General features: G+C 70.3%; 25 protein-coding genes and 1 pseudogene. 11 read left to right on the top strand and 15 right to left on the bottom strand.

What is annotated here, in order from left to right:
• From JW592_RS25710 to JW592_RS25660, 11 genes and pseudogenes are all read right to left on the bottom strand, one after another.
• Window positions 1-876: pseudogene (locus tag JW592_RS25710) on the bottom strand (hypothetical protein); the annotation flags it as partial.
• Window positions 877-947: 71 nt separating this feature from the next.
• Complete coding sequence (locus tag JW592_RS25705; protein WP_209267604.1) at window positions 948-1,382, bottom strand: hypothetical protein; 435 nt, start codon at window positions 1,380-1,382, stop codon at window positions 948-950.
• 127 nt (window positions 1,383-1,509) lie between these two features.
• Window positions 1,510-1,731, bottom strand: coding sequence for a hypothetical protein (locus JW592_RS25700; RefSeq protein WP_209267603.1), 222 nt, complete (start codon window positions 1,729-1,731; stop codon window positions 1,510-1,512).
• The gene (locus JW592_RS33450) at window positions 1,728-2,273 is read right to left on the bottom strand and encodes a helix-turn-helix transcriptional regulator (RefSeq protein WP_209267602.1); all 546 of its coding nucleotides are present in this window, start codon (window positions 2,271-2,273) and stop codon (window positions 1,728-1,730) included. The genes JW592_RS25700 and JW592_RS33450 overlap by 4 nt, the downstream gene beginning before the upstream one ends.
• Window positions 2,274-2,283: 10 nt before the next feature.
• A complete protein-coding gene (locus JW592_RS33640; protein ID WP_372446574.1) occupies window positions 2,284-3,531 on the bottom strand; it encodes a DUF2637 domain-containing protein in 1,248 nt (415 codons plus the stop codon).
• 68 nt (window positions 3,532-3,599) lie between these two features.
• Window positions 3,600-3,797: a hypothetical protein gene (locus JW592_RS25685; RefSeq protein WP_209267601.1), complete on the bottom strand. Its 198-nt coding sequence runs from the start codon at window positions 3,795-3,797 to the stop codon at window positions 3,600-3,602.
• A gap of 7 nt (window positions 3,798-3,804) precedes the next feature.
• Window positions 3,805-4,506: a GGDEF domain-containing protein gene (locus tag JW592_RS25680; RefSeq protein ID WP_209267600.1), complete on the bottom strand. Its 702-nt coding sequence runs from the start codon at window positions 4,504-4,506 to the stop codon at window positions 3,805-3,807.
• 115 nt (window positions 4,507-4,621) lie between these two features.
• Window positions 4,622-4,930, bottom strand: coding sequence for a hypothetical protein (locus tag JW592_RS25675; RefSeq protein ID WP_209267599.1), 309 nt, complete (start codon window positions 4,928-4,930; stop codon window positions 4,622-4,624).
• 112 nt (window positions 4,931-5,042) lie between these two features.
• Window positions 5,043-5,435, bottom strand: coding sequence for a hypothetical protein (locus tag JW592_RS25670; protein WP_209267598.1), 393 nt, complete (start codon window positions 5,433-5,435; stop codon window positions 5,043-5,045).
• Window positions 5,432-5,809, bottom strand: a complete 378-nt coding sequence (locus JW592_RS25665; protein WP_209267597.1) for a WhiB family transcriptional regulator — start codon at window positions 5,807-5,809, stop codon at window positions 5,432-5,434. Before JW592_RS25665 ends, JW592_RS25670 begins: the two co-directional genes overlap by 4 nt.
• Window positions 5,810-5,981: 172 nt before the next feature.
• Window positions 5,982-6,371: a hypothetical protein gene (locus tag JW592_RS25660; protein WP_209267596.1), complete on the bottom strand. Its 390-nt coding sequence runs from the start codon at window positions 6,369-6,371 to the stop codon at window positions 5,982-5,984.
• A gap of 277 nt (window positions 6,372-6,648) precedes the next feature.
• Here JW592_RS25660 and JW592_RS25655 point away from each other — a divergent pair, with 277 nt between their 5' ends.
• The 3 genes from JW592_RS25655 to JW592_RS25645 are packed head-to-tail and all read left to right on the top strand — an operon-like array spanning window position 6,649 to window position 8,841.
• Window positions 6,649-7,143, top strand: a complete 495-nt coding sequence (locus tag JW592_RS25655) for a GntR family transcriptional regulator (RefSeq protein ID WP_209267595.1) — start codon at window positions 6,649-6,651, stop codon at window positions 7,141-7,143.
• Window positions 7,144-7,162: 19 nt separating this feature from the next.
• Entirely contained in the window at window positions 7,163-8,032 is an 870-nt protein-coding gene (locus JW592_RS25650) for a DUF5919 domain-containing protein (protein WP_209267594.1), read from the top strand.
• The gene (locus JW592_RS25645; protein WP_209267593.1) at window positions 8,029-8,841 is read left to right on the top strand and encodes an inositol monophosphatase family protein; all 813 of its coding nucleotides are present in this window, start codon (window positions 8,029-8,031) and stop codon (window positions 8,839-8,841) included. Before JW592_RS25650 ends, JW592_RS25645 begins: the two co-directional genes overlap by 4 nt.
• A 607-nt stretch (window positions 8,842-9,448) precedes the next feature.
• Here the strand turns inward: JW592_RS25645 and JW592_RS25640 are convergent.
• Window positions 9,449-9,874: a helix-turn-helix domain-containing protein gene (locus JW592_RS25640; protein WP_209267592.1), complete on the bottom strand. Its 426-nt coding sequence runs from the start codon at window positions 9,872-9,874 to the stop codon at window positions 9,449-9,451.
• Window positions 9,875-10,085: 211 nt separating this feature from the next.
• Complete coding sequence (locus JW592_RS33445) at window positions 10,086-11,129, bottom strand: helix-turn-helix domain-containing protein (protein ID WP_209267591.1); 1,044 nt, start codon at window positions 11,127-11,129, stop codon at window positions 10,086-10,088.
• A 1,283-nt stretch (window positions 11,130-12,412) separates the two neighbouring features.
• Between JW592_RS33445 and JW592_RS25630 the strand changes: the two genes are divergently transcribed.
• Window positions 12,413-13,057 (top strand): TIGR03086 family metal-binding protein, encoded by a 645-nt coding sequence (locus tag JW592_RS25630; protein ID WP_209267590.1) that lies wholly within the window; start codon window positions 12,413-12,415, stop codon window positions 13,055-13,057.
• Between the two features lie 102 nt (window positions 13,058-13,159).
• Here the strand turns inward: JW592_RS25630 and JW592_RS25625 are convergent, their stop codons facing one another.
• Complete coding sequence (locus tag JW592_RS25625) at window positions 13,160-13,801, bottom strand: bifunctional DNA primase/polymerase (protein ID WP_307805544.1); 642 nt, start codon at window positions 13,799-13,801, stop codon at window positions 13,160-13,162.
• 274 nt (window positions 13,802-14,075) lie between these two features.
• Here JW592_RS25625 and JW592_RS25620 point away from each other — a divergent pair, with 274 nt between their 5' ends.
• The 7 genes from JW592_RS25620 to JW592_RS25590 all read left to right on the top strand — a co-directional run bounded on the left by JW592_RS25620 (window position 14,076) and on the right by JW592_RS25590 (window position 21,401).
• Window positions 14,076-14,357 carry a hypothetical protein gene (locus tag JW592_RS25620; RefSeq protein ID WP_209267589.1) on the top strand — a complete coding sequence of 94 codons (282 nt, stop codon included), beginning with the start codon at window positions 14,076-14,078 and terminating at the stop codon, window positions 14,355-14,357.
• A gap of 269 nt (window positions 14,358-14,626) precedes the next feature.
• Window positions 14,627-15,604 carry a Zn-ribbon domain-containing OB-fold protein gene (locus tag JW592_RS25615; RefSeq protein ID WP_307805543.1) on the top strand — a complete coding sequence of 326 codons (978 nt, stop codon included), beginning with the start codon at window positions 14,627-14,629 and terminating at the stop codon, window positions 15,602-15,604.
• Window positions 15,604-16,077 (top strand): MaoC family dehydratase, encoded by a 474-nt coding sequence (locus JW592_RS25610; protein ID WP_209267588.1) that lies wholly within the window; start codon window positions 15,604-15,606, stop codon window positions 16,075-16,077. Before JW592_RS25615 ends, JW592_RS25610 begins: the two co-directional genes overlap by 1 nt.
• Entirely contained in the window at window positions 16,074-17,234 is a 1,161-nt protein-coding gene (locus JW592_RS25605) for a lipid-transfer protein (RefSeq protein WP_209267587.1), read from the top strand. The genes JW592_RS25610 and JW592_RS25605 overlap by 4 nt, the downstream gene beginning before the upstream one ends.
• A 135-nt stretch (window positions 17,235-17,369) precedes the next feature.
• Window positions 17,370-18,503 carry a DUF1906 domain-containing protein gene (locus tag JW592_RS25600; RefSeq protein WP_229376826.1) on the top strand — a complete coding sequence of 378 codons (1,134 nt, stop codon included), beginning with the start codon at window positions 17,370-17,372 and terminating at the stop codon, window positions 18,501-18,503.
• 147 nt (window positions 18,504-18,650) lie between these two features.
• Complete coding sequence (locus JW592_RS25595; RefSeq protein WP_229376825.1) at window positions 18,651-19,304, top strand: SigE family RNA polymerase sigma factor; 654 nt, start codon at window positions 18,651-18,653, stop codon at window positions 19,302-19,304.
• 438 nt (window positions 19,305-19,742) lie between these two features.
• Complete coding sequence (locus JW592_RS25590; RefSeq protein ID WP_209267586.1) at window positions 19,743-21,401, top strand: long-chain fatty acid--CoA ligase; 1,659 nt, start codon at window positions 19,743-19,745, stop codon at window positions 21,399-21,401.
• 57 nt (window positions 21,402-21,458) lie between these two features.
• On the opposite strand, the gene JW592_RS25585 is transcribed toward JW592_RS25590, so the two are convergent.
• Complete coding sequence (locus tag JW592_RS25585) at window positions 21,459-26,468, bottom strand: PAS domain-containing protein (RefSeq protein WP_209267585.1); 5,010 nt, start codon at window positions 26,466-26,468, stop codon at window positions 21,459-21,461.
• Window positions 26,469-26,481 lie beyond the last annotated feature (13 nt).

Raw genomic sequence — 26,481 nt, 5'->3', positions numbered from 1 at the left:
TCCGCCGTTGGGGACGGAGGCGTATGCCTCGGCGAGCCCCTGGTGCATCTGCTGGACGTGCTGGGCAGTGGCCATGGCGCCGCTGGCGCGGCTGTCGGCGGCGACGGCGCGAGCGTTGGCGGCTTCCAGCCGGGCGCTGGCTGTGTCGGCCAGAGAGCTGATCCTGCCGAGCGTCTCTTGGTCCAGCTCCAGCTCGGTCAGGGAGCCGACCATCAGGTCGATGCGTTCGGCGTCCTCGCGGGCGCGCTGGGCGTCGGCCTGGGCGTCCTCCAGCTCGGCCTGGGCCTCGACGGCGATGGAGTTCAGCTCGGCGAGGAGCTGTTCGTAGCTGTGGACCTCGCCGCCGGTGGCAGTGTTGATGGACACGGTGGAACCTCCAGAGGTGTTGGTGCGGTTGGGGGCGGGCCCGCCGCGCTGAGGGGCGGCGGGGGACTTCGGGGTGTCGGCCGCGCCGGCCTTGGGAGAGGGCTGAGGCACGTTCGGCTGCTGCTCGGGCGGAGTCGGAGCGCTGTTCTGGCCCTTGGGGTCCTGCTGTGTTGGCGAGTTGTCGGCCGCGCCGTTCTTGCGTGTGTCGGCCCAGCGGCGGGCGCGCTCCATGCCCTTGGGCCAGCCGGCCCGTACGCCGTCGACAAAGCCGCGGGTGACGAGGAACCCGCCGACGGCGACGGTTGCCGCGCCGGACGCGACCTTGATGCCGGTGCTGGCGCTGCGTGGTGCCGGGCCACCGCCGCGGGCGGCCTGCTTGCGCCGGTTCAGGGCGGCCTGGTGCCTACGGTCGCGCCCGTTCCGGTAGTTGTCCCGGACGCGACTCGTCGCGTTGCTGACGCCGTCGCCGACGGCCCAGCAGACCGCGAGAAGGACGATGACGATTCCCATGGGGCCTCACCTCCAGGTGGGTTGAGGAGCTGGGTGAGTAAGTGAGGAAAGTGCGTGCGCTTGTGCACGGGTCAGAAAAGGAAGCTGCCGAGAGCGCCAAATGCGCTGGCCACAGCGCCGACGGCACCCATGACGATCGCTCCGGCCGTGCCAGGGATGGACACCCCGGCGACGGGCACCACCGCGGCGCAGGCGAGGGTGCGGTTGTTGATCGACTTGTGGAACAGGTCGAAGCCGACGACAGCAGCCGTCACCAGGCCGATGAGGCCGACGGCGGTGGCGCCGGTGTAGCGGCCGATGATCGTGCTGAGCGACGAGTCGGCCCAGCCGACGGCGGTGCGCAGCCAGCCGCCCACCGGCGTCCCGACGATGCCGACGACGCCGGCGAGTACGAGCAGCGTGGTCAGGCGAGGCGCCTTGCGCCGTCCGACCGTTCGCAGCAGTCCCGCGGCAATGAGGCAGAGGACAGCAACAGTTACGGAGATCGATGCAGCGAAGAAGGACACTGACTCCCCCTCCTTTCAAGATCAATTTCTGTGACGTTCTGTGATGGTGGATTCGCGCGCGCCTGCGCGCGTCTCCGCGTTGGCGTGCGCGGACGTGTGAATACGGGCGTGAATTTCACGCGAGTGCTCACGCAGCGTGCTCGTGGGTGAAGTGCTGGGCCCAGGCTTCGAGGTCGTCGGCAACGCGCTGCCACGCCTGCTCGCGCTCGGACTCGGGCAGGTGCGCCAGGCGGGCGCGCACGTGGTCGAAGGCGACTGCGGCTTGCTCAGCGGCGGTTGTCGCCGCCGCTCGCTTGGCTGCGTAGTGCGCTGCCTCGCGCTGCTGCCTGGCCTTCTGGCGTCGGCTCATCGGGTCTCCCCCTCGCCGCCCTCGATGACCGGCGCCTGCGGGCTGTCGTCAGCCTGGCGGTGGCTGCCTGGCGTCTCCGACCACTCGCCGAACCGAGAGCGGTAGACGAGGCCGTCGGCAGCCAGGCGGTGCAGTGCCGAGCGGGTGGTGCTCCGCGGCAGGCCCAGGCCGCGGGCGACCTCACTGATTCGCACTGGCCCCCCGGCACTCAGGAAGCCGTGCACCTGCTCACGCACGGATGCGGGCACCGCCCAGCCCGGCAGCTCGCCCAGGCCGGGACGCAGGCGCGCGGCCGGCCAGCTGAGCAGAAGGAAGGCGACGCGTTCGATGCCCAGCGACGCCAGTCCGAGCAGCGCCAGTGCGGGTGCGTCCGCAGGGTCGTACGTAGGCGAGTCGCCGAAGGCTGCGGAGAGGGCCAGGGCGCCGAACCACGCGGCGCCTACGAAGGAGACGGTTCCAGTGATGTCGGCGATGACGTCCAGCGCGTTCGCGGCGACCACGCGGGGTGTGTGCCAGCGGCTGTAGTGGATCGGGTTGGTCACGGCAGATACCTCACTTGTGGGCGTTCTTGGGGGCGTTGGCGGTGTTCAGCAGGTCTTCGGTGGCCAGCAGCTGCTTGGCTTTCGACTGGCGGCAGCCCAGAACGTCGGCGGCCTGGCGGATCGAGGCGGGCGGCCGGCCCTCGGCGGCGAGCCGCCGCAGAAGCGCGCGGCGCTCGTCGTCGGTGGCGGGTTTTCCGGCCGTGGTCGCTGCGTCCGTGCCGGGGCGGGCGGATGCGCGCGGGGTGCGGGTGCGGGAGCCCCAGGATGCGGCTCGCTTTGGTGCGTCCGGCTGCTTGCCGGATGCAGTGGGGCGGGGTGCGTCCGTGTGCGGAGGGATGCGGTCGGGCGCAGGTGCGTCCGGGCTTCGTACGCAGGCGACCGCTTCTGCGACCGGGAGGCCGTACCGGGCGAGCCTGAGCGGCAGCACCGCGTCAGTGGGTGCGCTGCGGCGCCACGTCCTTCCGTACTGGGCGCGCAACCGCTCTCGGTAGACGGCCCAGTCCTGGGCGATGGCGACTGCCTCTTCGTACGAGCGCAGCTCCCACAGCTTCATGCGTCGCCACAGCCGGAAGGTGGATGGCGGGGCGAGCAGCCAGCGCGCCAGCCGCACGCCCTCCATGTGCTTGTCGGCCGTGATGTCGGCGACGCGTCCGACGGCGTGCCGCGCTGCCTCCACGCTGACGATGAACAGCAGCGGGATGACGCTGTGCATCCCGACTCCGAGCGGGTCCGGCCAGGCAGCGGCGGCGTTGAACGCGACCGTTGCGCCAGTCAGCAGCCAGGCCGCTTGCCGCAGCAGGGGAAAGGCGATGCGCAGCCACGTGAGCAGCAGATCGAGCGCGAGGAGTACGACGATTCCGGCGTCGATGCCGATGGGGAAGTACGGCGCGAAGCCGCCGAACCCCTGGCGCACGGCCAGGTCGCGCACTGCCTTGTACGAGCCTGCGAAGCCGATCGCGGCAATCACGAGCGCGCCGGAGACGACAACGCCGATCAGCAGCCAGCGTGCTTTGGTGCCTGGCAGCTTGGGGGCCGCTGGTTCGTCTCGGTCGTTCACGTGCTCGACGTCTGCCGACGCAGTCGTCTCGGGAGTGTGCTGTCGAGTCGGCGCCGAGGGCCTTTCCTGCGGGCTGTCCTCGGCGGGACGGTTCGGGCGGGCGGGACGGACCAACGGTGAGCCGTCGGCGGCGACCAGGCCGCCAACAACGGGCACCGTGCGTCCGTTGCCGTTGGCGTGGTTGAGGAGAAGGTGCGACACGAGCAACTCCGATACGGGAGGCGTGGGGAGGGGAACGGTCGACTTGCACCAGGCGCTCGGCCGGTGTCCTAGGCGGTCTTGTGCCGGTGGTCGGCGATCAGCAGCGCGAGCCAGTGCGCGTTGTTGGTCTGGCCGGCGTACGAGCCGTCCGGCGCCCAGGCGTGCCACCACAGAGAGGGCCAGCCCAGGAACTGCTCGACGGTCAGCGCGATCGTGTAGCCATCCAGCTCGCCGACCTCGACAGGCAGACCAATCGGCGTGCGCATGCGCACCTCACTCACCACCCGTCTCGGAGGCGGAGCCGAGGGTGTGAGCCGTTGCCCTGGTCTGCTCGCCGACGGGGAGGGTGCCGCGTCGGCCCGCACGGCGGCCGTTCACGGTGGCGTACTGGGCGCAGTCGTTATTGCTCAGCAGCCAGCCGCCGCCGTGGCGCTTGATCTTGTACATGGCCTCGTCCGCCAGTCGCAGCAGCCGCGAAAGGTCAGCAAGCGCGGGTGGCTCATGCAAGACGGCCCCCAGCGAAGCGCCCAGGCGCAGCTCGTGCCCCTCGAAGGTCAACGGCGCACGCAGCTCGCGGTTCAAGCCCTCCAGCAGCGAGGTCAGAGTGGAAGGGCCGGACATCGGCACGGCTGCTGCGAACTCGTCACCGCCCAGCCGGGCGACCAGGCCGCTACAACCGCCCCCGACCGCACGGGCAAGCACCTTTCCGGCTGTGCGAATCGCTTCGTCGCCGGCCGCGTGCCCCCAGGTGTCGTTGACGGCCTTGAAGCCGTCCAGGTCGACCATGACGACAGCGCATGGCCTCACATGGTTGGCCAGCATGCGGGCGGCCTGCTGCTCGAAGGCATCGCGTCGCAGTAGCCCTGTCAGCGGGTCCTTGTTCGCGGCGGCGAGTTGGCGCCGCATCCACAGGGTGTGCAGACCCCAGCCGGACAGAGGCAGTGCTGCACTCGCAGCGCTGATCAGCGCGCTCATGCGGCCCTCCTCTCGTGCCCCGGATGGCATGCGTGCGAGCGAACGGCGCGACGGCCGGCCTTCTGCTTGCGGTACGTCCGGTGCCAACCGCACAGCGGACAGCGAGTCCGGGCGCTCATGCGACGCGCCTCCCACTGGCCAGCGCGGCGGGACCGGATGCCTGGCCGCTGTCGGCGAGGTCGGCAGAGGCGTCGAGGAAGTCCAGGGCCGCGTCGGTCACGTACGGGGAGAACTCTGGGAGCTGCCCGAGCTGGTCGAGGGTGTCGATGAGGACGGCGAGCGGCAGGGCCTGGCCGTCGTAGTGCGCGCAGACGGCGGCACGGGCGGCGGCCAGCAGCTCGGCGTGATCGTGGCGCAGAGCGGCCAACTCGCGGCGGTGCTCAGCCAGTGTTCGGGTCAGGGAATGCTTGGTCGGGGTCGTCATGATGGGCAGAAACCTCCGAACAGAGGGCCGTCGGGCCTGCGGCCAGGACGCAGCACCAGCAGTGGGCAGCAAGGCCCGACGGCACAGAGGAAGAGGAAGCAGAGAGAGGCGCTCAGCGGCTCTTACGGCCGCCGGAGATCGGAATGTCCAGCCCGACCATCGAGCGCAGCACCAGCGCGCAGACCATGACCGACACCGCAGTCGTAGCAACGGCAAGCGCGACCATGGCCACGGACAGGAGCAGTGCGACCAGGACGGAGCCGACGATCAGCGCGCCAGCGGCGCCGATGGCGATGGCGCCGGGCGACACCGCGAGGCGGCGGCCGGCACCAGACCCGGGAACCGGGGCGTGGGAACCGCAGGCACAGGTCTGGCCCGTGTGGTGGGGCACGACCTGGCTCTGCTGCTGCGCCGGTGCCAGGGAGGCGTGTTGGCGGCCGAAAGCGTCCGTCAGCACGTACCTCGGGTTGGTGGGCGAACCATGGGGCATCGTCGGCTCATTCATGCCGCTGCCCCCTTCTGCTCCGAGTCGGCCTTACTGGTCAGCTCGCTGCGCTCGTCGGGCGTCAGCCCGCCGAAGATTCCGAACCGCTCGCCGTTGGCCAGCGCTCGGTCCAGGCAGCGGATGCGTACAGGGCAGGAGCCGCAGATCTCCTTGGCGACCGCGATTTCCTGGCGGCCGTCGGAGAAGAACAGATCCGTGGAGGTGCCCTTGCACGCCGCAGCGGCCTCTACGGTCGGGTCGGCTCCCGGGATCGAGGCACCGCCGCTGCTGCGTCGATTCGGACGTTGATCGCGGTGCTTGGCTGACCGGAGGTGGGGCCGCGAGGTTCCCCGTATGGCGAGGTAGGACGCGTGACGGACGGGACGGAAAGCCATCAGCGCACCTCCGCCCGTTCGATTCGCGGCCCAGGCGTCCAGGTGTGTCCGCAGGAACCGCACACCTCCCGAGCCGCGGTACGGCACCGCGACACGGATGTGCTCGCCTGGCACCGGGGACACCGCGCGCTCGCGCACGTCGGGCGTGCGTCGTATGCCGGCTTCGTCGCCATCACGCCGCCTCCCCAATAGCCGGGCGGCAAGCGTCGGTGGGCGAGGTGCAAGCGAAGACGCTGATCTCCACGCCCTTCCAGTTCGCGTCACCGCTGAAGTGACACCCCAGGTCGTTGTCGTCGTACTGGTGTGCCACCGGCTCACCACCGCCGAACACGGTCAAGATTTGTGCCACGGCGGGGAACTTGTCTTCCGGCGCGGCCCAGGAGGCGACCTGGAGGGTCACGCCGGGGCTGCCGAGGTGGGGCCGGTAGGCGTGCACGTCCACGGTGACCGGTGGCAGGTCAGCCATCGCGGACAGTCGTTCGGCGACCAGCAGCATCGTCTCGGGGACAGTGCGCCGGCTCGGCGCTTGTCCCGTGACGACGCCGGTACGCTCGTCGAGCATCGTTGGGCTCCTTTGGCGAGGAATTCCGGTGCAGCCCCGGTGGGCCGTGTTGGGAGTGGCCGCTCCCGCTCGGCCGGCATCGCCGGGGCTTTTTGCATGCATGGGTCGTCCCGGTCGGTCTCATCCGGGCTCAACCTCATGCACCAGGTTCTACCTAGTGCATGAGGTTGTCAAGCGACTCTGCGGCCTCGGATTTCACCTTCGCTGTGTGCTGCGGTGGCGGTGTGCTGGACTAGGTGCGGCTGCTTCAGCCAGATGTACGCAGAAGGAGGACACCTTGGCCGAGACCAGCGCGGGCCCCGCCTATCGGCTGCTCGCGGAACGTCTGCGCAGGCAGATCGCCGATGGCGACTTGCCTGTCGGCTCGGCGCTTCCGTCGGCGAGAGAGCTGATCAAGCAGTACGGCGGCTCCACCACCGTGGTCCGGGACGCTCTCAAGATCCTCCGCGAAGAAGGGCTGATCTACGGCCACCCGGGCAAGGCCGTGTACGTCCAGGCAACCCCGGAAGAGGCCGCGTCGGATCGCGCCTCCCTGGAGGAAGTCGCGCACGGACTCAGTGAGGTCCGGGAACAGCTCGCGTCCGTGGGAAGCGCTGCGACGGATATCGCCCAAGTGAAGAAGGAGCTGTCCGAGCTGCGCCGGTCGGTGGCTGTTCTCCAGTCGCAGCTCATCGAGCTGTACGGACGGGTGGGACAGCCGTACCCGCACGACAAGGCGCCAATCAAGGACCAGGCGGCAGCACCGGCGCGCAAACGAGCCGTCGGCGACTGACGCTGTGAAGGGGGAGAAGTTGCGGGAGTCTGCCAACGACTCGGCAGAAGTGGTGTCACTGCACGGCCGGACCGCCTACAAGCCGGATCTGTCCCAGCTCGCGCGCAACCAGCTCGCTGCCGCTCGGGCAGCACGGGGACTCTCGGTCGAGGAGTTCGCCGAGCTGCTGTCCGCGATGCTGGACTGGCACGTCAGCCCGGAAGCGTTGGAGTCCTGGGAGGGGGTGACGACACCCCCCGGCGACGTCCTGGTCGCCGCCGACATAATCGGCCGGCAACGCGGGCCGCAGCTCGGCGGCGCTGACGGCGACGAGAGCCAGGACGCCCTGGCCCAGTTGGTCGGCAACCAGTTCGCCGACCTCACAGGCGTCTACGTCAGCCGCTCGGAGTTCCAGGCGAAGGTCCCCGCGTCGGACATCTTCGATGACGCGAAAGACATCCGGATGTGCGGCCTGTCTCTCAACCTGCTGTGCCAGGCGTACTCCGGCTCACGACTCAAGGAAATCGTCCAGGCCGGTACGCACCTCCAGGCGCTCTTCCTCAAGCCCAACGGCCGCTACATAGCCGACCGTGAGCGAGAAGAGGGCTATCCCGAAGGGCAGTTGTCGGCCTTGACGGCGCTGAACATCGCGATCCTCAAAGAGCGCGTCGTCGGAGAGCTGTCCGAAGAAGCGGCTGACCGTGTGGAGATCGGCGTTTATGACGAGCCGATCCGGTTCAACCTCACCCTGATCGACAAGCAGATGTGCGTCGCCCAGCCGTATCTCCCGGAGACGCGGGGTGTCGATTCGCCGGTCTTCCTGGTGCGCAAGCGCCGAGCAGTCGGTGGCCTCTACTCGACCTTTGACCAGATCTTCACCAGCATGTGGGAAAGGCGGACCACCGAATGACCGACCTCGCCGCGCTTCTCGAAGTCGCCGACCGAGCCGTCGACCAGGCCGCCGAGCTGGTGACCACCATGTCGCTCGGCAAGGTCACCGCGAAGGGCGACCGTGACACCGTCTCCGAGATCGACCTTGCGGTCGAAGAGAAGCTGCGGGCCTTCCTGCTCGCCGAGACGCCGGAGATCGGCTTTCTGGGAGAGGAGCACGGCGCCAGCAACGAGGCGGGCGGCGCCCTCACTTGGTCCTTGGACCCTGTCGACGGCACCGCGAACTTGGTCAACGACATGCCGCTGTGCGGGGTCTCGCTGGGGTTGGTCGAGGGGAACCGCTCGGTGCTGGGCGTAATCGACCTTCCGTTCCTGGGCGAGCGCTACCGAGGGGCGGAAGGGCAGGGGGCCTTCCGCTGCGAGGAGCCAATCTCGCCTCGCCGCACCACCGCACTGAAAGACGCCATCGTCGCCATCGGCGACTACGCCGTCGGCCACAACGCGGAGAGCCGCAACGCCCCACGTCTCGCGCTGACCAACCTCCTGGCCACCCGCGCCATGCGCGTCCGCATGCTCGGCTCAGCGGCAACCGACCTTGTCTGGGTTGCTGCCGGCCGCCTTGATGCCTCAATCGCCTTGAGCAATCACCCATGGGACACAGCGGCGGGGACGGCAATCGCCAGGGAGGCCGGCGCCAGGGTCATGGACTGGGACGGGACGCCTCACACGGCGGCGTCGAGGGCGACGGTGGTGTGCGCCCCGGGCGTCGCTGAGGAAGTTGTCCAGGTTGTGCAAGCCGTACTCAAGAAGGACTCTGTGCAGGTCTGACTCGCCATCCGGCGATTGGCGTGAGACTGTGGGGATCCTCACACTGGATGAAATGGCTAAATGAGGCGCCAGGGCAAGACTGCGCACGAGATCATCAGATATGGCACCTGATAAGCGCCGACGTCGCCGAAATCAAAGACCTCAGTTGACCAACCACCCTCATGTGCGAGTTGGACCCTCTAGTGACGACCCGCATGAGATCGTTTACTTCAAGCGGCATGTCGATGACGACCCAGAGCAGGGCATTCCCGGGCGCGAGTTTCTTCGATCCTGTCCCACGCCGGTCAGGGCCAAGCTGCGGGCCGTACTTGTTCAGGTAGCAGCCGCTCCACCAAAGCGCTTTTCGGGGGGCGGCTATTGGGAGGCAATGAAAGAGGATATGGCCGGCTGGTTCGAGGCTCGCGCAGACGGTCCCGGCCGTCGGCATTATCGCCTCTTCTGCCTCTTAGACTATGCGGCAGAAGGCTTCGAGAAACCCCTATTGGTGATCGTTGCGGGTCTTGAGAAGCCGTTTCGCACGACCTTCTCTGACAAGGACTACCGAAAGGTAAGGAGTCTCGGAGAGGAATATTGGAGCCGCAACCCTCGAAGCCTTAGTTGATTCTTCTTAAGCCGCTGCTGAGGATCTGCTGCGCTTCTTTGTGCGAAGGTCATTAAGGTGGTCGATGAGTCCTTGAGCGTCGGCTGTGCGCCCTTCCAGGAGTGGCGAGGTAAGAGACTCGCGCTCACTCTTGGGAAGGGGCTCCAGCGTGATCCGCAAGCCGAGAGCTGTGGCCACTTCGGCAAGCGTGCCCAGCGTTGGGTTGACGTGACCCGCTGAGAACAGCCGACGCACTACTGCCGGCTCTGCACTGATGGCCCTGGCGAGAGCAGCCTTGGAGAGCTTGGCAGCCTCTCGTGCTTGATCAAGGTCGTTGACGATTTGATCGATCGTGGCAATGCGCATCGACTCAACGACGTACTCGCGGAGAAACGCCGGGTCCTCCAGGTCTTCCGCGAGGTCGTCCCAGAAGGCGTCGTGTTCGGTTGCCATGGAGCCTCCCGTTGAGTTCGTCACCACCCTGAGCGTAGCAAAGAAGTTACACGTAGGCCAGTGGTGCGCGACTGGAGTGGCGCACCACTGGCGGGTAAGACGGTGCTGGTCACGTCGGTAGTTGCCAGGCTTGCGAAGAGTTCCGGGCCTGTGTCGCCTGCCATGTTCACTGCCGCGTGGCCTGTTGGGCGTCCCAGTGGCCCCAGGCCCCTCAGAGTGCCCTGAGTCGCTTCTCAGGCGGCGTGAAGATCGTATTCCTTGACGGGTCGGCGAATCCTGCGATCAAAGCGATTTCCTCGCGCGTCAACCCCTGGTTGGCCATGGCTTCCCCGATGGACTGAGCAAGCTTGGGAACCTCCGGGGTTAGCTCGTCACTGAGCGGTTCTTTAGTGCGCCACCCCTTGCTGCTCAGTGATTTGTATAGGTTTGTCCGCTTTTCTGTGGAGATTGCCTTGAGTTCATGAGCGCGTTCAATCAGTGCTTGCATTGAAGTGCCCCACTCGCGCTTGAGATCGTGCAACCGGCCTAGAGTTAGGTTTCTTAGCTGCGGACGAATGACCTCCGCCGGCATCAGAAACTCCGCGGCGAACCGATTGGCGTCGTCCTCCATCGTCAGCGTGACTTCCGATGAGTGAAGACAGAGATGCCCTAGTTCGTGCCCAATTGTCAGTCGCAAGCGATCAATTGGCGCCACTCGATTGATAAGGATCAACGGATGATCGTCTACCCATTGGCTGAGGCCGTCGATCCGTGACGTGCCGAAGTCCTCCGCCAAAACGACACACCCTGCCGCCTCAACCCATGGTGTGACTGATGGAACGGGGCCAATCGGCATACGCCACTGCATGCGCACCATACGGGCTGCGTCTGCGGGGTCGGTATCGATAGGGTCGAACGTGGGGAACCGCTGTTGAGCCCTCAGGGACACTTCTTCCATGAGATGCCGGACGTGCATGCGATACACGTTCAGACGGGCTTCAAGTTGGCGCCACTTGGTCGCCTTAGCGGTGGCTCGCTTGCGCATATGAGCGTCGACCGCCATCGCCCCACGCGCGGAACCCGCCCCCTTGAGGAATGCCTCCGTCACGCCGAGGGCATCCGCGAGCTGCGAAAGAACTTCTCCCTCGGGCTCGCGCATGCCTCGCTCGTACCTTGACAACGCTGCTTGCGTGACGCCTGCTGCCGTTGCCAACTCTTCCTGAGTGGCACCCAGAGCCCGGCGAGCCGTGGTGATTGCTTCGCCGAGAGTGCTCACGTCTACTCCTTCGTCGGTTCACGCAGACTTGTCGCCGGAACGTCGACGGACGGCAACTGAGGCGTCGGGGTGGTCGGCTGCACGGGCTGAACGGTGCCAGGGGTGATCCCCTCGCCAGCACTTCGCAGAGGTACCAACCAGACAACGTTCTCTTGGCCATCGCGCAAGGAGAGCACTGCCTCGCCGATCTTCCTCGCGTCAGGGTTCCACTCGTATCCAGCGGTCAAGCGGACCTCTTCGAAGCCAGGGAATGCTGCTTGGTGCCCTTGCGCGAAGAACTCCAAAGCTGTCTGCGTCGCATAGCTGCTGACCTGGCCATCTTCGCGATGCCGCTTGACTCGCAGACGATAGCTGACACCCACGACGAGCTCGCGAGTGGGCTCGCCATCCGAGAGGGTGACGCCTGGGTGTCCGTCGAGCTCAGCTAGAAGGTGAGCCCACAGGCGGTCATGAATCCAATTCCCGAGACCTCGTTCACTGTGTTGCGCCACCCACGAGGGGAAGCTCTCTCGGTACGTCTGTAGGTCCTCAGATGCCTGGTCTACTGCACGCACCAGCCCGCGGATCACCTTCGGGCCTAAGCCTGTCAGTACCTCTGTTGAGTCAGGTGGAGAAAACATACCGCAAAATATACCGCCACCTAGGGCTCAAGAGTCCAGCTCGGCGGGGCAGTTCGTACATATTTTCGTGTCTGATGCGTCGTGCCTCCGAGGTTCGCGCCGTGATGGCTGTGTCAAGCCGTAGACGACCGCCCCAGCGGCGACGACGCCTCCGTGCATGCTCGCTTCGGGGAGAGTTCACTAAAAGCGCTGCCCCACCCGTCCCCCAGACGTCTTCCCAAGTGCCTGCGAACCACCGTCCATGGAGGTCAACGCACTGCGCCCGTGTGCTCCGCGACCCTCTTGAAAACCGTAGAGGTGGCAACACCTCCGTGGGTTCAAATCCCACCGCCTCCGCAGCCCGAATGAAGGTCTGCAGCCTGAATGACGGCCCGGCTCACGAAGGGGCACCACCGTGCGGGTGGTGCCCCTTTGCCGTGCGGGGACGCCCACGGGTGGCGTGATGTCGGTCACCTGGACGGCGGAGTCCCCGCTGTGCTGGCAGCCCCCTGGCGGCCGGGGAGCGACGGGGAAGACCCCCTCGGCCGGCCGGTTCCGCCGTGCCGGATGGCCCGGGTGCGCGGAGGCTGGTGCCTGTGGACGGTTGTTTCGTGGCACCGAGAGACACCGGAGCAGCCCGGGGACGGTCGGCGGTACCGGGCGGCGGCGGAGGAGGCGAGCGACATGGCGGACAGCGTGATCGGCGCGGCGGGGGCGGGAGGGGGCGCGGAGGTGCCCGTCGACCTGCGCCCCGCCGCGCGTCGCACCGCGGCGGTCGTTGCGGGGGTGGAGGATGCCCAGCTCGGCGACCCCACACCGTGCACGGAGTTCGCCGTGCGGGACCTGTTGCGGCACATCGACGCGCTCGCCGTCGGCCTGCAGTACACGGCGCGCAAGGAGCCGGGTGATGTCACGGCTGCTGCTGCGGGCGGTGCCGCGGACCGGCCACTCCCGGACGACTGGCGCGAGCGGCTTCCGCACGACCTCGCCGACCTCGCGGTCGCCTGGTCGGCGCCGGACGCCTGGACGGGCACCACCCAGGCGGGCGGTTTCACGCTGACGGGCACGGAGGGCGGTCTGGTCACCCTGGATGAACTCGTCGTGCACGGCTGGGACCTGGCGCGGGCCACCCGGCAGGACTACCAGGTTGACGAGCCCGGCCTGCGCGCGGTCCGGGACTTTCTGGCCGCAGGTGTGAGCGAGGGCGAGGACGGGGAGCAGGGAATCTTCGGTCCGGTCGTCCATGTGGACGCGGATGCCCCGCTGCTCGACCAGATCGTGGGCCTGGCCGGCCGCGACCCGGCATGGCAGCCCCCGGGCTCTGCCTGACGGCACCACGTACCCTGCTCGCCCTGCTCACCCCGTTCGCGGTGCCCGCTCCGTTCGCCCTGTTCACCCCGCTCGCTCCCGTTTCCTCCGGTCCTCCCGGCTTCACCCGCGCCGGGGGCCGTGGCGCGCTTCACCCCGCCGTTGAACCGTCCTGCGCGCTGCCGCGCTGCCGTCCTGCCGCGCTGCCGCGCTGCCGTCCTGCCGCGCCGAGGCGACGGTCGAGCGGGCCTCGTGCTCCGGCAGGCCGAGGGAGAGCGCCGCCCGGATCAGTGGCTCTGCCAGGTCGTCGCCCCTGGCCGCTCTCGTAGGTCCGGCAGGCCGTCCAGTACAGCCGGGCATTGCGCTGCCCGACCTGCGTGCCTTGGACGAGCCGCACCAGCGCGCCTCCGTCGTCCGCCGCCCCTCCCACCCGTCGTCCGGCCGTCGCGTGCCCTGAGGGGGCGGCAGCAGGAGAGCCAGCAGCGCCTCGGGGACGGGCGCGGGCGCCCGGGCTGCCGAGCCCGGTGCGAGCCGGTAGGTGCCGCGTACGGGGGTGAGCACGGTGGTCGTCGCCGGAACGGCGAAGCCGTGTGCGGCGGCCAGCCGTCGGAGAGCGCGCGGCGAGTCGATGCCGTGCTTCACATCGAGGTCGAGCCCGACCAGGTACAGCGGTGCGCGGCCGCAGGCGATGCCGTAGCCGGTGGTCCGCCGCGCGGCGGCGAAGAGGGCACGCACCCGGTCGGGGTCGGACGTGGCGTCGTACACGCCGTGGCCGAGCAGCCCGCACTCGCCGTGACAGGCACGGTCGAGGGGTGCCAGGACGCCGTCCGGGTTGAGGGTGTACGAGGGTTTATTGATACGTCGTCATACGTGCGGGGGAAAGAGGCGTACTGGGCGAATCCGCCCGCGGCGGCATGGGCAACTCTGGACCCGCGACGTCGTAAGCGAAGCCGAGGGCAGCGGGCCAACTGTCCGAGGCAGCAGCGCACTTCCGGTGCAGCGCCCTCGTGGCGCACTTACCGTTCCTGGAGGAATGAACATGGCACGCATCCGTACCGCCCGCGTCATCGCGTCCGCCGCCGCCCTTCCATTCGCTCTCGCCGTCATGTCAGGCGTGGCGCAGGCGGACAACGGCTCGCTCGCGGACGACGGATCCAACTCCCAGGCGAGCTCCAACTCCCAGGTGCAGGGCGCGGTGGGCAACGGGAACAACACCAACAACGCCAACAACGCCACCGTCAACGGCAACGGTGCTGTCGTGAACCAGGTCAACGAGACACACAACGAGACCGCCTCCATCGCCTTCGGCAACCTGTGGTGAGGGTCTAGACGGGTCCGGCTGGTCCGGGGGGCCGGACCGGTCGCTCATGGGGATGGGTTGAGGCCGCGTACCTGCGCCACTGTCGCGAGTACGCGGCCTTCTCCGTGCGGGCACGTCTCCGTGCGGGCACGTCTCCGTGCGGGCCGCCGTGCGTGCTTCCGTGCGGGCACGGCCGTCTTCGCGCTGTTGACACCACCCCGGAGCTGACGGACAGTCAGATACGAGTGGGCGCCGAGCTGTCGGTGTGCTCGGCAGACGGGAGGGCTTGGGTGAGTGCGGCGAACGGTGTGGGTCCGTCACCTGGCCAGGACGCGGACGACGCGCTGTACGAACGGCTGCGTACGTACGCGGGATGCCCGGCAGCGGACGCGGCGCACGGCCGCGACCCCGTCAACGCACCGATGATCCGGCACTGGTGCGAAGCGCTCGGCCACCCCGTACCGCCCGACGGTTCGGCGCCCGCGACGATGCTCCAGGTCTGGACGATGGCCGGACTGGCGAGGGACGGAGAGCGTGCCTCAGGGGCTCCCACGGGTCAGGGAGGGCGCGCCGGGCCGTACGTCGAGCTACTGGCCGAACTGGACGGCGCCGGCTGTACAGCCGTCGTCGCGACCGACTGCGAGCAGGAGTACGTGCGTCCGCTGCACCCGGGGGACGAGATCACCTTCGACGCGGTGATCGAGTCGGTCTCCCCGCGCAAGAGGACCAAGCTGGGCACCGGGTACTTCGTGACGACCCGGATGGATGTACGGGTGGGTGCGGCCCTCGCGGGGACGCACCGCTTCCGCATCCTCAAGTACCGCCCGAAGCCCACCGGGCCCGCCGCCGGACAGGGCGCGCACCGGGGTGGGGCCCGGCGGCCGCGCCCCGTGGTCAACCGGGACAACGCCGGGTTCTGGGAGGGCGTCGCCCGGCACCAACTGCTCTTCCAGCGCTGTGCGGCGTGCGCGACTCCGCGCTTCCCGTGGCTGCCCGGCTGCAACACCTGCGGCTCCTCCGAGTGGCGTGCCGTCGCGGCGTCCGGGCGGGGCACCGTCTACTCGTACGTCGTGATGCACCATCCGCCCTTCCCGGCCTTCGACCCGCCGTACGCGGTGGCGCTGGTCGAACTCGACGAAGGGGTGCGGATCATCAGCAACGTGACCGGTGTGCGCCACGATCAGGTGCGCGTCGGGATGCCGGTCGAGCTGGAGTTCCTGCGGGTGGACGACGACCTCGAACTGCCCGTCTTCCGGGGGCGGGCCTGATGGCACACAAGAACGGAACCGCACCAGGGCGCACGCCCCCGCCGCAGCCCCGCGAGGGTGAGGAACTGCCGCCGCTGGAGATTCCCGTGACCCGCACTCTCATCGTCTCCGGCGCGCTGGCCTCGCGGGACTTCCAGGACGTCCACCACGACGCGGAAGCGGCGCGCGCGAAGGGCTCGCCGGACCTCTTCATGAACATCTTGACGACCAACGGCCTGGTGGGCAGCTACATCACCCGCTGGGCGGGCCCGCACGCCGTGCTGCGCAAGGTCGCCATCCGGCTGGGCGCGCCCAACCATCCCGGCGACACCATGGCACTGTCCGGACGCGTCACAGCGGTCACGCCTCCCGGACCGGACGCACCACCGGGTGAAGGCGCCACTGTGGAGGTCGCCGTCCGGGGCGCCAACCGGCTCGGGCAGCACGTCACAGGAACGGTCACCGTCACCCTCCGGGAAGGCGCACCGGAATGAGCCTGCGGAGGGGCGACTCACTCGGCGGCCGGGCCGCCGTCGTCGGCATCGGCGCCACGGAGTTCTCCAAGGACTCGGGGCGCAGCGAACTCAAGCTCGCCGTCGAGGCCGTCCATGCCGCACTGAGCGACGCCGGACTGACGCCGGGCGACGTGGACGGCATGGTCACCTTCACCATGGACACCAGCCCTGAGATCACCGTCGCGCAGGCGGCCGGTGTCGGAGAGTTGTCGTTCTTCTCGCGGGTGCACTACGGCGGCGGCGCTGCCTGTGCGACGGTGCAGCAGGCGGCGCTGGCGGTGGCGTGCGGCCTGGCCGAGACGGTCGTGTGCTACCGGGCGTTCAACGAGCGCTCAGGACGGCGCTTCGGTTCGGGCGTGCAGCAGCGCGAGCCCTCGGCGGAGGGGGCCGCGCTCGGCTGGTCGCTGCCCTTCGGCCTGCTGACCCCCGCCTCCTGGGCCGCGATGGCAGCCCAGCGCTATCTGCACACCTATGGGCTGGAGCCCGAGGTCTTCGGGCAGGTCGCGGTACTCGACCGGAAGTACGCTGCGACCAATCCGGCCGCCTACTTCTACGGAAGACCCCTCACCCTGGCCGAGCACGCCGCCTCTCGCTGGATCGTGGAACCGCTGCGGCTGCTGGACTGCTGCCAGGAGACCGACGGAGGGCAGGCCCTGGTCGTCACCTCCGCCGAGCGCACCCGCGACCTGCCGCAGCGGCCCGCACTGATCGCTGCGGCGGCCCAGGGCGCGGGCCGCGGCCAGGAGCAGATGACGAGCTTCTACCGCGACGACCTGTCCGGGCTCCCCGAGATGGATGTCGTGGCGCAGCAGCTGTGGCGCACCAGTGGGCTGGGACCGGGGGACGTCGACATGGCGGTGCTGTACGACCACTTCACCCCGTTCGTGCTGATGCAGCTGGAGGAGTTCGGCTTCTGCGCGCGCGGCACGGGTGCGGACTTCGTCGCGGCGGAGACGCTGCCGCTCAACACGCACGGCGGGCAACTGGGGGAGGCATATCTGCACGGGATGAACGGCATCGCCGAGGCGGTACGGCAGCTCCGCGGTACCTCCGTCAACCAGGTTGACGACTGTGCGCGGGTGCTCGTCACGGCCGGCAGCGGCGTCCCGACATCGGGGCTGCTGATGACCCGGTGACCCTTCGGGCAGTGCCCCAATGTCCCTTCGGGCAGTGTCCCGGTGTCCGGTGTCTCTTCGGGCAGATGGCTGAATCCCGCGGCGCTGTGGGCGTGCCTGACCGTCCGGAGGGCCGACGGCTCGTTCACTCGGCCCATGGCGACCAGAAATCAGATGATGAGACGGGCGACTCTGCTGTCGGCCGCGCTCGCCACGGTGCTCACCGGGGGTGCTGTCCCCGCCTCCGGTGCCGAGCCCACCCCTCCGGGCCCCGCCACCACCCGTCCCCTCCCCGCTCCCGACAGCTCCGCGCCTGCCGCCGGTGGCACCGCGCCCGCACCGGGCACCTCCCCCGGCACCACGTCGCCCTCCCCCGGCGACCCCGCGTCCTCGGTCGACCCCGCCTCCCCCGGGGCGTCGGATGCCCCGCCCGGCGGGCTCACCGACTCCCGCGGGTTGCTCGACCCGGGAGCGCCCGACGCGTCCGCCGACCCGGCGGCGCCCGGCTCCGCAGGCGTACCGGCGGACCAGCCGTCGCTCGTACGGGGCGATCCCCGCGACTTCGGGGCGCACATCTTCCAGGGCAACGCCTTCGACACCTGCCAGGCGCCCTCGCAGGCCACCATGCGGGCGTGGCGGAAGAGCTCACCGTTCGGCGCCGTAGGCGTCTACATCGGCGGCCGCGGCAGGGCGTGCCCGAAGCAGCGGCATCTGAGCCCCGACTGGGTGCGCAACGTCGATCAGCAGGGCTGGAAGCTGCTGCCCGTCTACGTCGGCTCCCAGTCGCCCTGTGTCATCGCCAAGAACAAGCGCAAGTTCCGGATGTCAGGGAAGAACCCCTACAGGCAGGGCAAGCGCGAGGGCCTGGACGCGGTACGCCAGGCGCAGCACTACGGGATGGGCCGGAGCAGCGCCGTCTACCTCGACATGGAGGCGTACCGGTACAAGAACAAGAGCTGCGCCGACACCACTCTGCGTTTCATCCAGGGATGGAACAGCGCTGTGCGTGCCCAGGGGTACGTGGCCGGCTTCTACAGCAGTGCCAACTACGGCATCGCGCACATGGAGAAAGCCCGCGCGGCGGGGGCGCGAGGGCTGCCCACAGCCGTGTGGTTCGCACGCTGGAAGACCCGGCCCTCGGTGAACTCGGAGCGCAATCTGCACCCCCAGGCATGGCAGCCGCACCGTCGGATTCACCAGCACACGGGCAATGTGAAGCGCACCTACGGCGGCCACACGGTGCACATCGATCAGAACCTGGTGGACGCTCCGGTGGCGGTGGTCGGATGACCCCCTGAACCGTCACCCTGATCCGCCTGGTGGATGCTCTCCACCTTCAGGAGGTGTAGCTACCTCCACCAGTACACCCTGAGGCGGACGCGGCATCGGGACCTTGGGGCGATCCGGGAAAGCCGGGCAGCTCATAGCGTGGATGCCATGACCACGCCTGGGACAGTTCGGACTCCCCGGACCACCAATGCGAAGCACGCGCGGTCCCTTGCGACGCAGCCAGGCTCCGGGGGACAGCCACTGACATTCACCTCCTACGTCCAAGCGCGCGGCCCTGTGCTGCTGCGCACCGCCCGCTCACTGACCGCCAACCCCAGCGACGCCGAGGACCTGCTCCAGACGGCGCTGACCAAGACCTACCTGGCCTGGGAGCGGATAGAGGACCACCGCGCGCTGGACGGCTACGTCCGCCGGGCGCTGGTCAACACCCGCACCTCGCAGTGGCGCAGGCGCAAGGTGGACGAGTTCTCCTGCGAGGAGCTGCCGGAGCCCGATCCGCTGCCCGCGCCCGACCCGGCAGAGCAGCAGGCGGTACGGGACGCCATGTGGCGCGCCGTGCTCAAGCTGCCGGCCCGGCAGCGCGCCATGGTGGTGCTGCGCTACTACGAGGACCTGAGCGAGATCCAGACGGCCGAGGTGCTCGGCGTCTCCGTCGGCACGGTCAAGAGCGCTGTCTCGCGCGCCCTGGCCAAGCTCCGGGAGGACCCGCAGCTGGCGGCCGACGTCCGCGCGGACGCTCCGGCGGACGACGGCGCGGGGGACGGCTCGGCGGAGCGCCCTGTGGGAGCCCTGGCGGCCTGAGTGCCGTTCGCGGGCAGCACCCGCGTACGGCACCAGCCCCACGGCACCAGCCCCACGGCACCCGCACACCGCCCACGTACGGCACCCCGCGTACCGCACCCACGTGCCGCACCCACGTGCCGCAGCCCACGTGCCGCAGCCACGTACCGCACCCCACGTGCCGCACCCGCCCGCAGGCTCGCGTACGGCACAGGATCGGCTACGGACCGGCTACGGATCGGGCACGGATCCTGACGGGCCCCCGTGACATACCGAGCGGTCGGTGGCAGGCTTCCGCGAAACCAGCGCATTACCCGTGCGTAATGCCGCACCCGTGCGTAACCGCTCCGGGACCTGCACGCTCCTCCGTGCGGACCCTTCCGGGAAGGCGCGCACCTGTGCGCGACCGCACGCGGTATGCGTCTGCTCCGCGTACCCACCGCTCAAGGGGAGGCCCCGGTGCTGAGCACGATGCAGGACGACGTACCCCTGACCATCTCGCGCATCCTGCGCCACGGCATGACCGTCCATGGGGAGGCGCGGATCACCACCTGGACAGGTGAGACGGAGCCGCACCGCACGACGTTCCGGGCCACCGGAGAACGCGCCGCGCAGCTGGCCCACGCCCTGCGCGACGAACTGGGAGTGCGCCAAGAGGACCGGATCGCCACTCTCATGTGGAACAACTCGCAGCACGTCGAGGCGTACTTCGCGATCCCCTCCATGGGCGCCGTGCTCCACACGCTCAATTTGCGGCTCCCCGCCGAGCAGCTCGTCTTCGTCGTCAACCACGCCGCCGACCGCGTCATCCTCGTCAACGGCACCCTGCTGCCGCTGCTGGCGCCGCTGCTGCCCCGCCTGGAGTCGGTCGAGCACCTGGTCGTCGTCGGCCCGGGCGACACCTCGCTGTTGGAGGGCTGCGCCCCACGGGTGCACGAGTACGAGGAACTGCTGGCCGGGCGCCCCACCTCGTACGACTGGCCCGAGCTGGACGAACGCAGCGCCGCCGCCATGTGCTACACCTCCGGCACCACCGGCGACCCCAAGGGCGTCGTCTACTCGCACCGCTCCGTCTACCTGCACTCCATGCAGGTCAACATGGCCGAGTCGATGGGCCTCACCACCTCCGACACCACCCTTCCTGTGGTCCCGATGTTCCATGTGAACGCGTGGGGGCTGCCGCACGCGGTGTTCATGACGGGCGTCGGGATGCTGATGCCCGACCGGTTCCTCCAGCCCGCGCCGCTCGCCGAGATGATCGAGGCCGAGCGGCCCACCCATGCCGCCGCTGTCCCCGTCATCTGGCAGGGTCTGCTGGACGAGCTCGCCGCCACCCCGCGCGACATCTCCAGCCTCAAGACCGTCACCATCGGGGGCTCCGCCTGCCCGCCGAGCATGATGCGGGCCTTCGAGGACCTGCACGGCGTACGGGTCTGCCACGCCTGGGGGATGACCGAGACCTCGCCGCTCGGCAGCCTCGCGCATCCGCCGGGCGGTCTCACCCCTGAGGAGGAGTGGCCGTACCGGATCACCCAGGGCCGCTTCCCCGCGGGCGTCGAGGCCCGGCTGGCGGCCCCCGACGGCAGCTTCGCGTCCTGGGACGGCAAGTCGCCCGGCGAGCTGGAGGTACGCGGCCCGTGGATCGCCGCCGGCTACTTCGGCGGTGTGGGCGAGCCGCCCCTGCGCCCCGAGGACAAGTTCAGCCCGGACGGCTGGCTGCGCACCGGTGACGTGGGAGTCATCAGCCCGGACGGCTATCTGACGCTCACCGACCGCGCCAAGGACGTCATCAAGTCCGGCGGCGAGTGGATCTCCTCCGTGGAGCTGGAGAACGCGCTGATGGCGCACGAGGTGATCGCCGAGGCGGCCGTCGTCGCCGTCGCCGACGACAAGTGGGGCGAGCGCCCGCTGGCCGCCGTCGTCTTCAAGGAGGGCCACCACCCCGTCCCCTACGAGGAGCTGCGTACCTTCCTCGGCAAGACCGTCGCTCGCTGGCAGCTGCCCGAGCGCTGGGCCACCGTCGAGGCCGTGCCGAAGACCAGCGTGGGCAAGTTCGACAAGAAGGTACTGCGACGGCAGTACGCGGCGGGTGAGCTGGATGTGACCGAGCTGGGCTGAACGGGCCCTTCCTTGGCCGCCCTGGGCCGGGGGCTGCACGGGCAGCCTCCGGCCCGGTCAGTGGGCGCCGATCTTCGTCAGCAGGTCGACGATCCTGGACTGCACCTCGGGGCTGGTGGAGCGTTCCGCCAGGAACAGCACCGTCTCGCCCGAGGCCAGCCGCGGCAGCTCGCCCGGATCAAGGTCCGCCGAGGTGTAGACGACGAACGGGGTGCGGTTGAGTATGCCGTTCACCCGCAGCCAGTCGATGATGCCCGCGCGCCGTCGCCGCACCTGCATCAGATCCATCACGACGAGGTTCGGCCGGACCTGCGCTGCGACCTGCACCGCTTCGGAGTCCGTCGGCGCGTGCGCGACCTGCATACCGCGCCGTTCCAGCGTCGCCGCCAAGGCTGCGGCGATCGCCTGCTGCTCCTCCACGAGCAGCACCCGGGGCGGGTGCTGCTCGCTGTCGCGCGGCGCCAGCGCCTTCAGCAGAACGGCCGGGTCGGCTCCGTAGGCCGCCTCCCGGGTCGCCTGTCCCAGCCCCGCCGTCACCAGCACGGGTACCTCGGCCGCCACCGCGGCCGTCCGCAGCGACTGGAGCGCCGTCCTGGTGATCGGTCCGGTCAGCGGGTCGACGAACAGTGCGGCGGGGTAGGCCGCGATCTGCGCGTCCACCTCCTCGCGCGAGTGCACCAGCACGGGGCGGTAGCCGCGCTCGGAGAGCGCCTGCTGGGTGGAGACGTCCGGCTCCGGCCAGACCAGCAGGCGACGCGGGTTGTCGAGCGGCTCGGGCGGCAGCTCGTCGTCCATGGCGTGCGGCGGCACCCCGAATCCGCGTCCGTCCGTCATCTCGACGGGGCTGTCCGGACCGTCCAGCGGCTCCGGGCCCTCCGTCACCTCGGAGCCCGTCGCCCCGCCTGACGCGCCGACGGCGAACTCCTGCGGGCCTGTGGGGGCTGTGGGACTGGTGGGACTTGCTTGGTTTGCGGGGCTTGCGGGGTTTGCGGAGCTTGCGGGGACCATGGTGCCCGGGTGGCCCGCCGGGTCGGCGGGGGCGGTCGGGTTCGCGGGGTTCGTCCGGGCCGGGTGGCCTGTGCCAGATTGTGGCGTCGGCATGGGCGTCGGCATGGGCATCGGGCCCGGCATCGCACCGGGCTGCTGCCCGTACTCCTGGCTCTGGCTCTGGCTCTGTCCGTGGCCTTGGCCTGGTGGCTGTCGCAGTGCGGGGGGCTGTGCCTGCGTTCCGGGAGCCGCTCCCTGTGCCGGGCCCGACTGCCCCGGCAGTTGCCCCGGTAGCTGCCCTGATACCTGTCCGGACGTGTTCGCGGGAAGCTCGTGAAGCCCGTGCTGGACGCCCGCCTCCGACTGGCCCGGCCCGGCGGACCAGGGCTGTGCCTGGCCGGGCGCGTTCCCGCCGAGCGTGCCGGGCCGCGACTGTCCGGACGGTCCCGCCTGGCTTCCGCCGTGCGGGGCTGCTGCCGACTGCGCCGCGCCGTCCTGCGCCGGACCTGAAGCCGTGCCGCCTTGCGCCCGCTCCTCCGGAGTGGCCAGCTTCCGGCGACGGCCGGAGCCGGGAGGCGGCGTGGCGCCACCGCCGGCCGCGGGGGCCGAGGTCTGAGGTGCCGAGTGGGCGGCCTGGGCGGCATGCGCTGCCGGGGTGGAGGGGGTGGACGGTATGGCGGACGCGGCCGATGGTGCCGAGGACTGCGCCGGGGGCCACTGCTGGGTGGCGGACTGCTCCGCCACCCGTTCGGCGAACGGCAGCCCCTGCCCCAGCGTCCGTACGCGGGGTCCTGGCTCGGTGCCGTACGCGCCGGAACCGGGCGCCGCGCCCGGCTGCTGAGCCGACTGCGGCTGCTGGAACGCCCCGCCGCCCAGGATCGGACTCGCGGCGACGACCGAGTGCTCGCCTCGCTGGTGCTGCCCGCTCTCCTGCTGCGCTTCCGGTGCGACCTCGTTCGCGCCTTGGCCCTGGCTCTGGCTCACGTTGGCGGCCGGGTCCGCGTTCGGGTCCCCGGCGGCCGGGTTCGGGTGCGCGTTCGGATCGGTGCCGGGTCCCGGTACGGCCTGCTGCATCTCCGGGCCCGTGGCCGACGGGGTGCACGGCTCCACCTCGGCGGCAGCGGGCGGGAGGGCGAACGGCGCGTGGTGCGGGCCCTGCTGCGCCTCGGCCGCTGCCTGCGCCCGCGCGCGGGCCGCCGCGATACGCCGGGCCCTGCGCCCGCCTCCGGCGGCCGGCAGTTCGAGACCGTCGGCGGACCCGTCGCCCTCGGCGCCGCTGCCTGCCGCACCCGCTTCCTGCTGCCCCGGTGCTTGCGCCGCCATGGGCCCGGCCACGGTGTCCTGGCCCGTCTCCGCACCCTGCTGCGGGGCGGGCCCTGCCTCCGTACGCTCGCCCAGCGCACGCCGCGCACGGCGACCCGTGCCCTGCGCGGGGACGGGTGCGGGTGCGCCCCCTGCCGCGCCCGCTCCGGCGCTGCCCGGCATCCCCGACTCCCCCACCGGAAGCTCCAGAGCACCGGACGCGGTGCGGGCGACTGTACCGCCCCCGACGGGCGCCTGCTCATGCTGTTCCTCGGCCGGGTTCGGCCGTGCGCGCCGTCGCCGCCCGGTGGGTCGGGGCATGGCCGATCCGTCCTCGTACTCACCGTGCGAGGCGGACGACAGGTGCTCCGCGACCGGCGAACCCGATGCCGCACCGGGGTCCCCGTTGCCGGGCTGTGCGCGTCCGTCGGAGGGGCGCGCGGGCCCCAGCGCGCGCGGCCCCAACTCGGGCTGCGCCAACTCGGGCTGCGCCGCCTCGGGGTGCGTCTGCTCGGGCTGCGGCAACTGTGGCTGTGCGTGGACGCCGAGGTCGCCCTGACCGCCACCGTCACCCCTGCTCCCGCCGCCACTGGTGCCGGTGCCGGTGGAGGCGGACGGTCCCGGCCCCAGCTCGATGCTGCGGCGCGGATCGGGCACCGGGGCGAGCGCACCCGCTGCCTGCCGTGGCTCACCGGCCGGTTCCAGAGCGGCCGCCGACGCGCCCTCGGCGGTGCCGTGCCCCGGGCCCCCGTCCGGCGCCTGCCCCCGGCCGCTGTCCTGCTGCGGGTGCCCGGTCGTGCCCCGCGCCGGGGCGGATGGCACGGGCATCACCGTCGTCTCGCCGTGCTCCGTGCCGGGCACGACGCTCGGCACCCCGAAGGCGCCCTCGCCGCCCTGCGCGGTGCCACCACCAGCGTGACCGCCGGGGCCGCCGTGACTGCCAGTGCGGCCGTGACCTCCGACGCGAGCGTGGCCTCCGCCCGTGGAGCGGCCCGCACCGGTCGAGCCGTCCCGGCTCTGTCCCGTACGGCCGCCACCGCCCGTGCTGTCCGTGTTGCCCGCCGCACTGCCTGCGCCGTCGGTTCCGTTGCTCCCGTGCGTGCCGCGCGTGTGCGAGCCGTGCGTGCCGTTCGAGCCGTCGGTTCCGTTGGCGCCGCCGCTGGTTCCGTTCGTGCCGTGCGTGTCGTTCGTGCCGTGAGTGTCGTGCGTGTCGTTCGTGCCGTTCGAGTCGCCCGGGCCGGGCTTGCGGGCGCGGCTTCCCGGCTGACGCGTCGTGTTGCCGACCGCCTTGACCGGGACCTCCAGCACATACGCGCTGCCGCCGGCCGAGCCCGGCACCTCGTGGGTCTGCAGCACACCGCCGTGCCGGGTGACGATGCCGCGGACCAGCGGCTCGTGCACCGGGCTGCCACCGCTGTGCGGGCCGCGTACCTCGACGCGTACGACCTCGCCGCGCTGGGCCGCGGCGACCACGATCGTCGGGTCGACACCGGGCGGCGGCGCGGCGGTCGTTCGGCCCGTGGCGTCCACACCCGCCACATCGGCGATCAGGTGCGCCAACGCCACGGCGAGCCGCTCCGGGTCCACCTCGGCCTCGATCGGCGGCGCGTGCACGGCGAACTGGGCGCGGCCCGGACCGATCAGCTCGGTGGCCCCCTCGACGCCCGCGGAGACGACGGCATCCATCGGCACCGGCTCGGTCCGCAGCCGCTCCTGGCCGGCGTCCAGCCGCTGGTAGCCGAGGACGTTGTCGACCAGTGTCGTCATCCGGGCGTAGCCGGCCGACAGGTGGTGGAGGATCTGGTTCGCCTCCGGCCAGAGCTGGGCCGCAGGGTCGGAGGTCAGCCCGGACAGCTCCCGCCGCAGCTCCTCCAAGGGCCCGCGCAGCGACTCCTCCAGCACCGCCCGCAGTTGGGTCTGGCGCGCGGCGACGGCGTCGTACGGGCGGCGGTCGGCGAACGTCAGCACCGCACCGACCAACTGCTCGCCGTCCCGCACCGGCGCCGTCGTCATGTCGACCGGCACCGCCCTTCCGTCCTTCGCCCACAGCACCTGCCCGGCCCGTACCCGGTGCTTGCGGCCCGAGCGCAGGGTGTCGGCCAGCGGCGTCTCTTCGTACGGGAGAGGGGAGCCGTCGGGCCGCGAGTGGTGCACGAGGGGGTGCAGCTGCCGGCCGCCGAGGTCGCTGGCGCGGTAGCCGAGGATCTGGGCCGCCGCCGGGTTGACGAGCACCACCCTGCCCTCGGAGTCCACGCCGACGACGCCCTCGGAGGCGGCCCGCAGGATCATCTCTGTCTGCCGCTGCTGGCGTGCCAGTTCCGCTTCGGTGTCGAGGGTGCCGGTGAGGTCGCGTACGACCAGCATCAGCAGTTCGTCCCCCGTGTAACCGCCGCCACCGGGGTGGTCGGCGAACGCGGCCTCGAACGCGGAGGCGTAGGGCGTGCGCCCGTCCTCCAGGTTCGCGCTGGTCACCTCGACCGGGAACTCGCTGCCGTCCGTACGCCGCGCCACCATCCGGGTCGGCTTCTGGCGGCCCTGCGTCTGTTCGGCCTCGTCCGGACGCCGCATCGAGCCCGGGATGCGCTTCGAGTCGAACTCGGGCAACAGGTCGAGCAGTCCGCGCCCCACGAGTGCCGTGCCGGGTGTCTCGAAGGTCTCCAACGCGATGGCGTTGGCGTTCACCACCGTGCCGTTGCAGTTCACCAGGAGCAGCGCGTCGGGCAGTGCGTCGAGTATGGCGGCGAGGCGAGCAGCGCCTCGGGATGGCCTGCTGCTCACGGCGACAATTCCC

The organism is Streptomyces spirodelae (assembly GCF_017676385.1).
GTDB classification, from domain to species: Bacteria; Actinomycetota; Actinomycetes; order Streptomycetales; family Streptomycetaceae; genus Streptomyces; species Streptomyces spirodelae.
The sequence above is the reverse complement of the archived record's forward strand: the minus strand, read 5'-3'. Positions and strand labels throughout refer to the sequence as shown.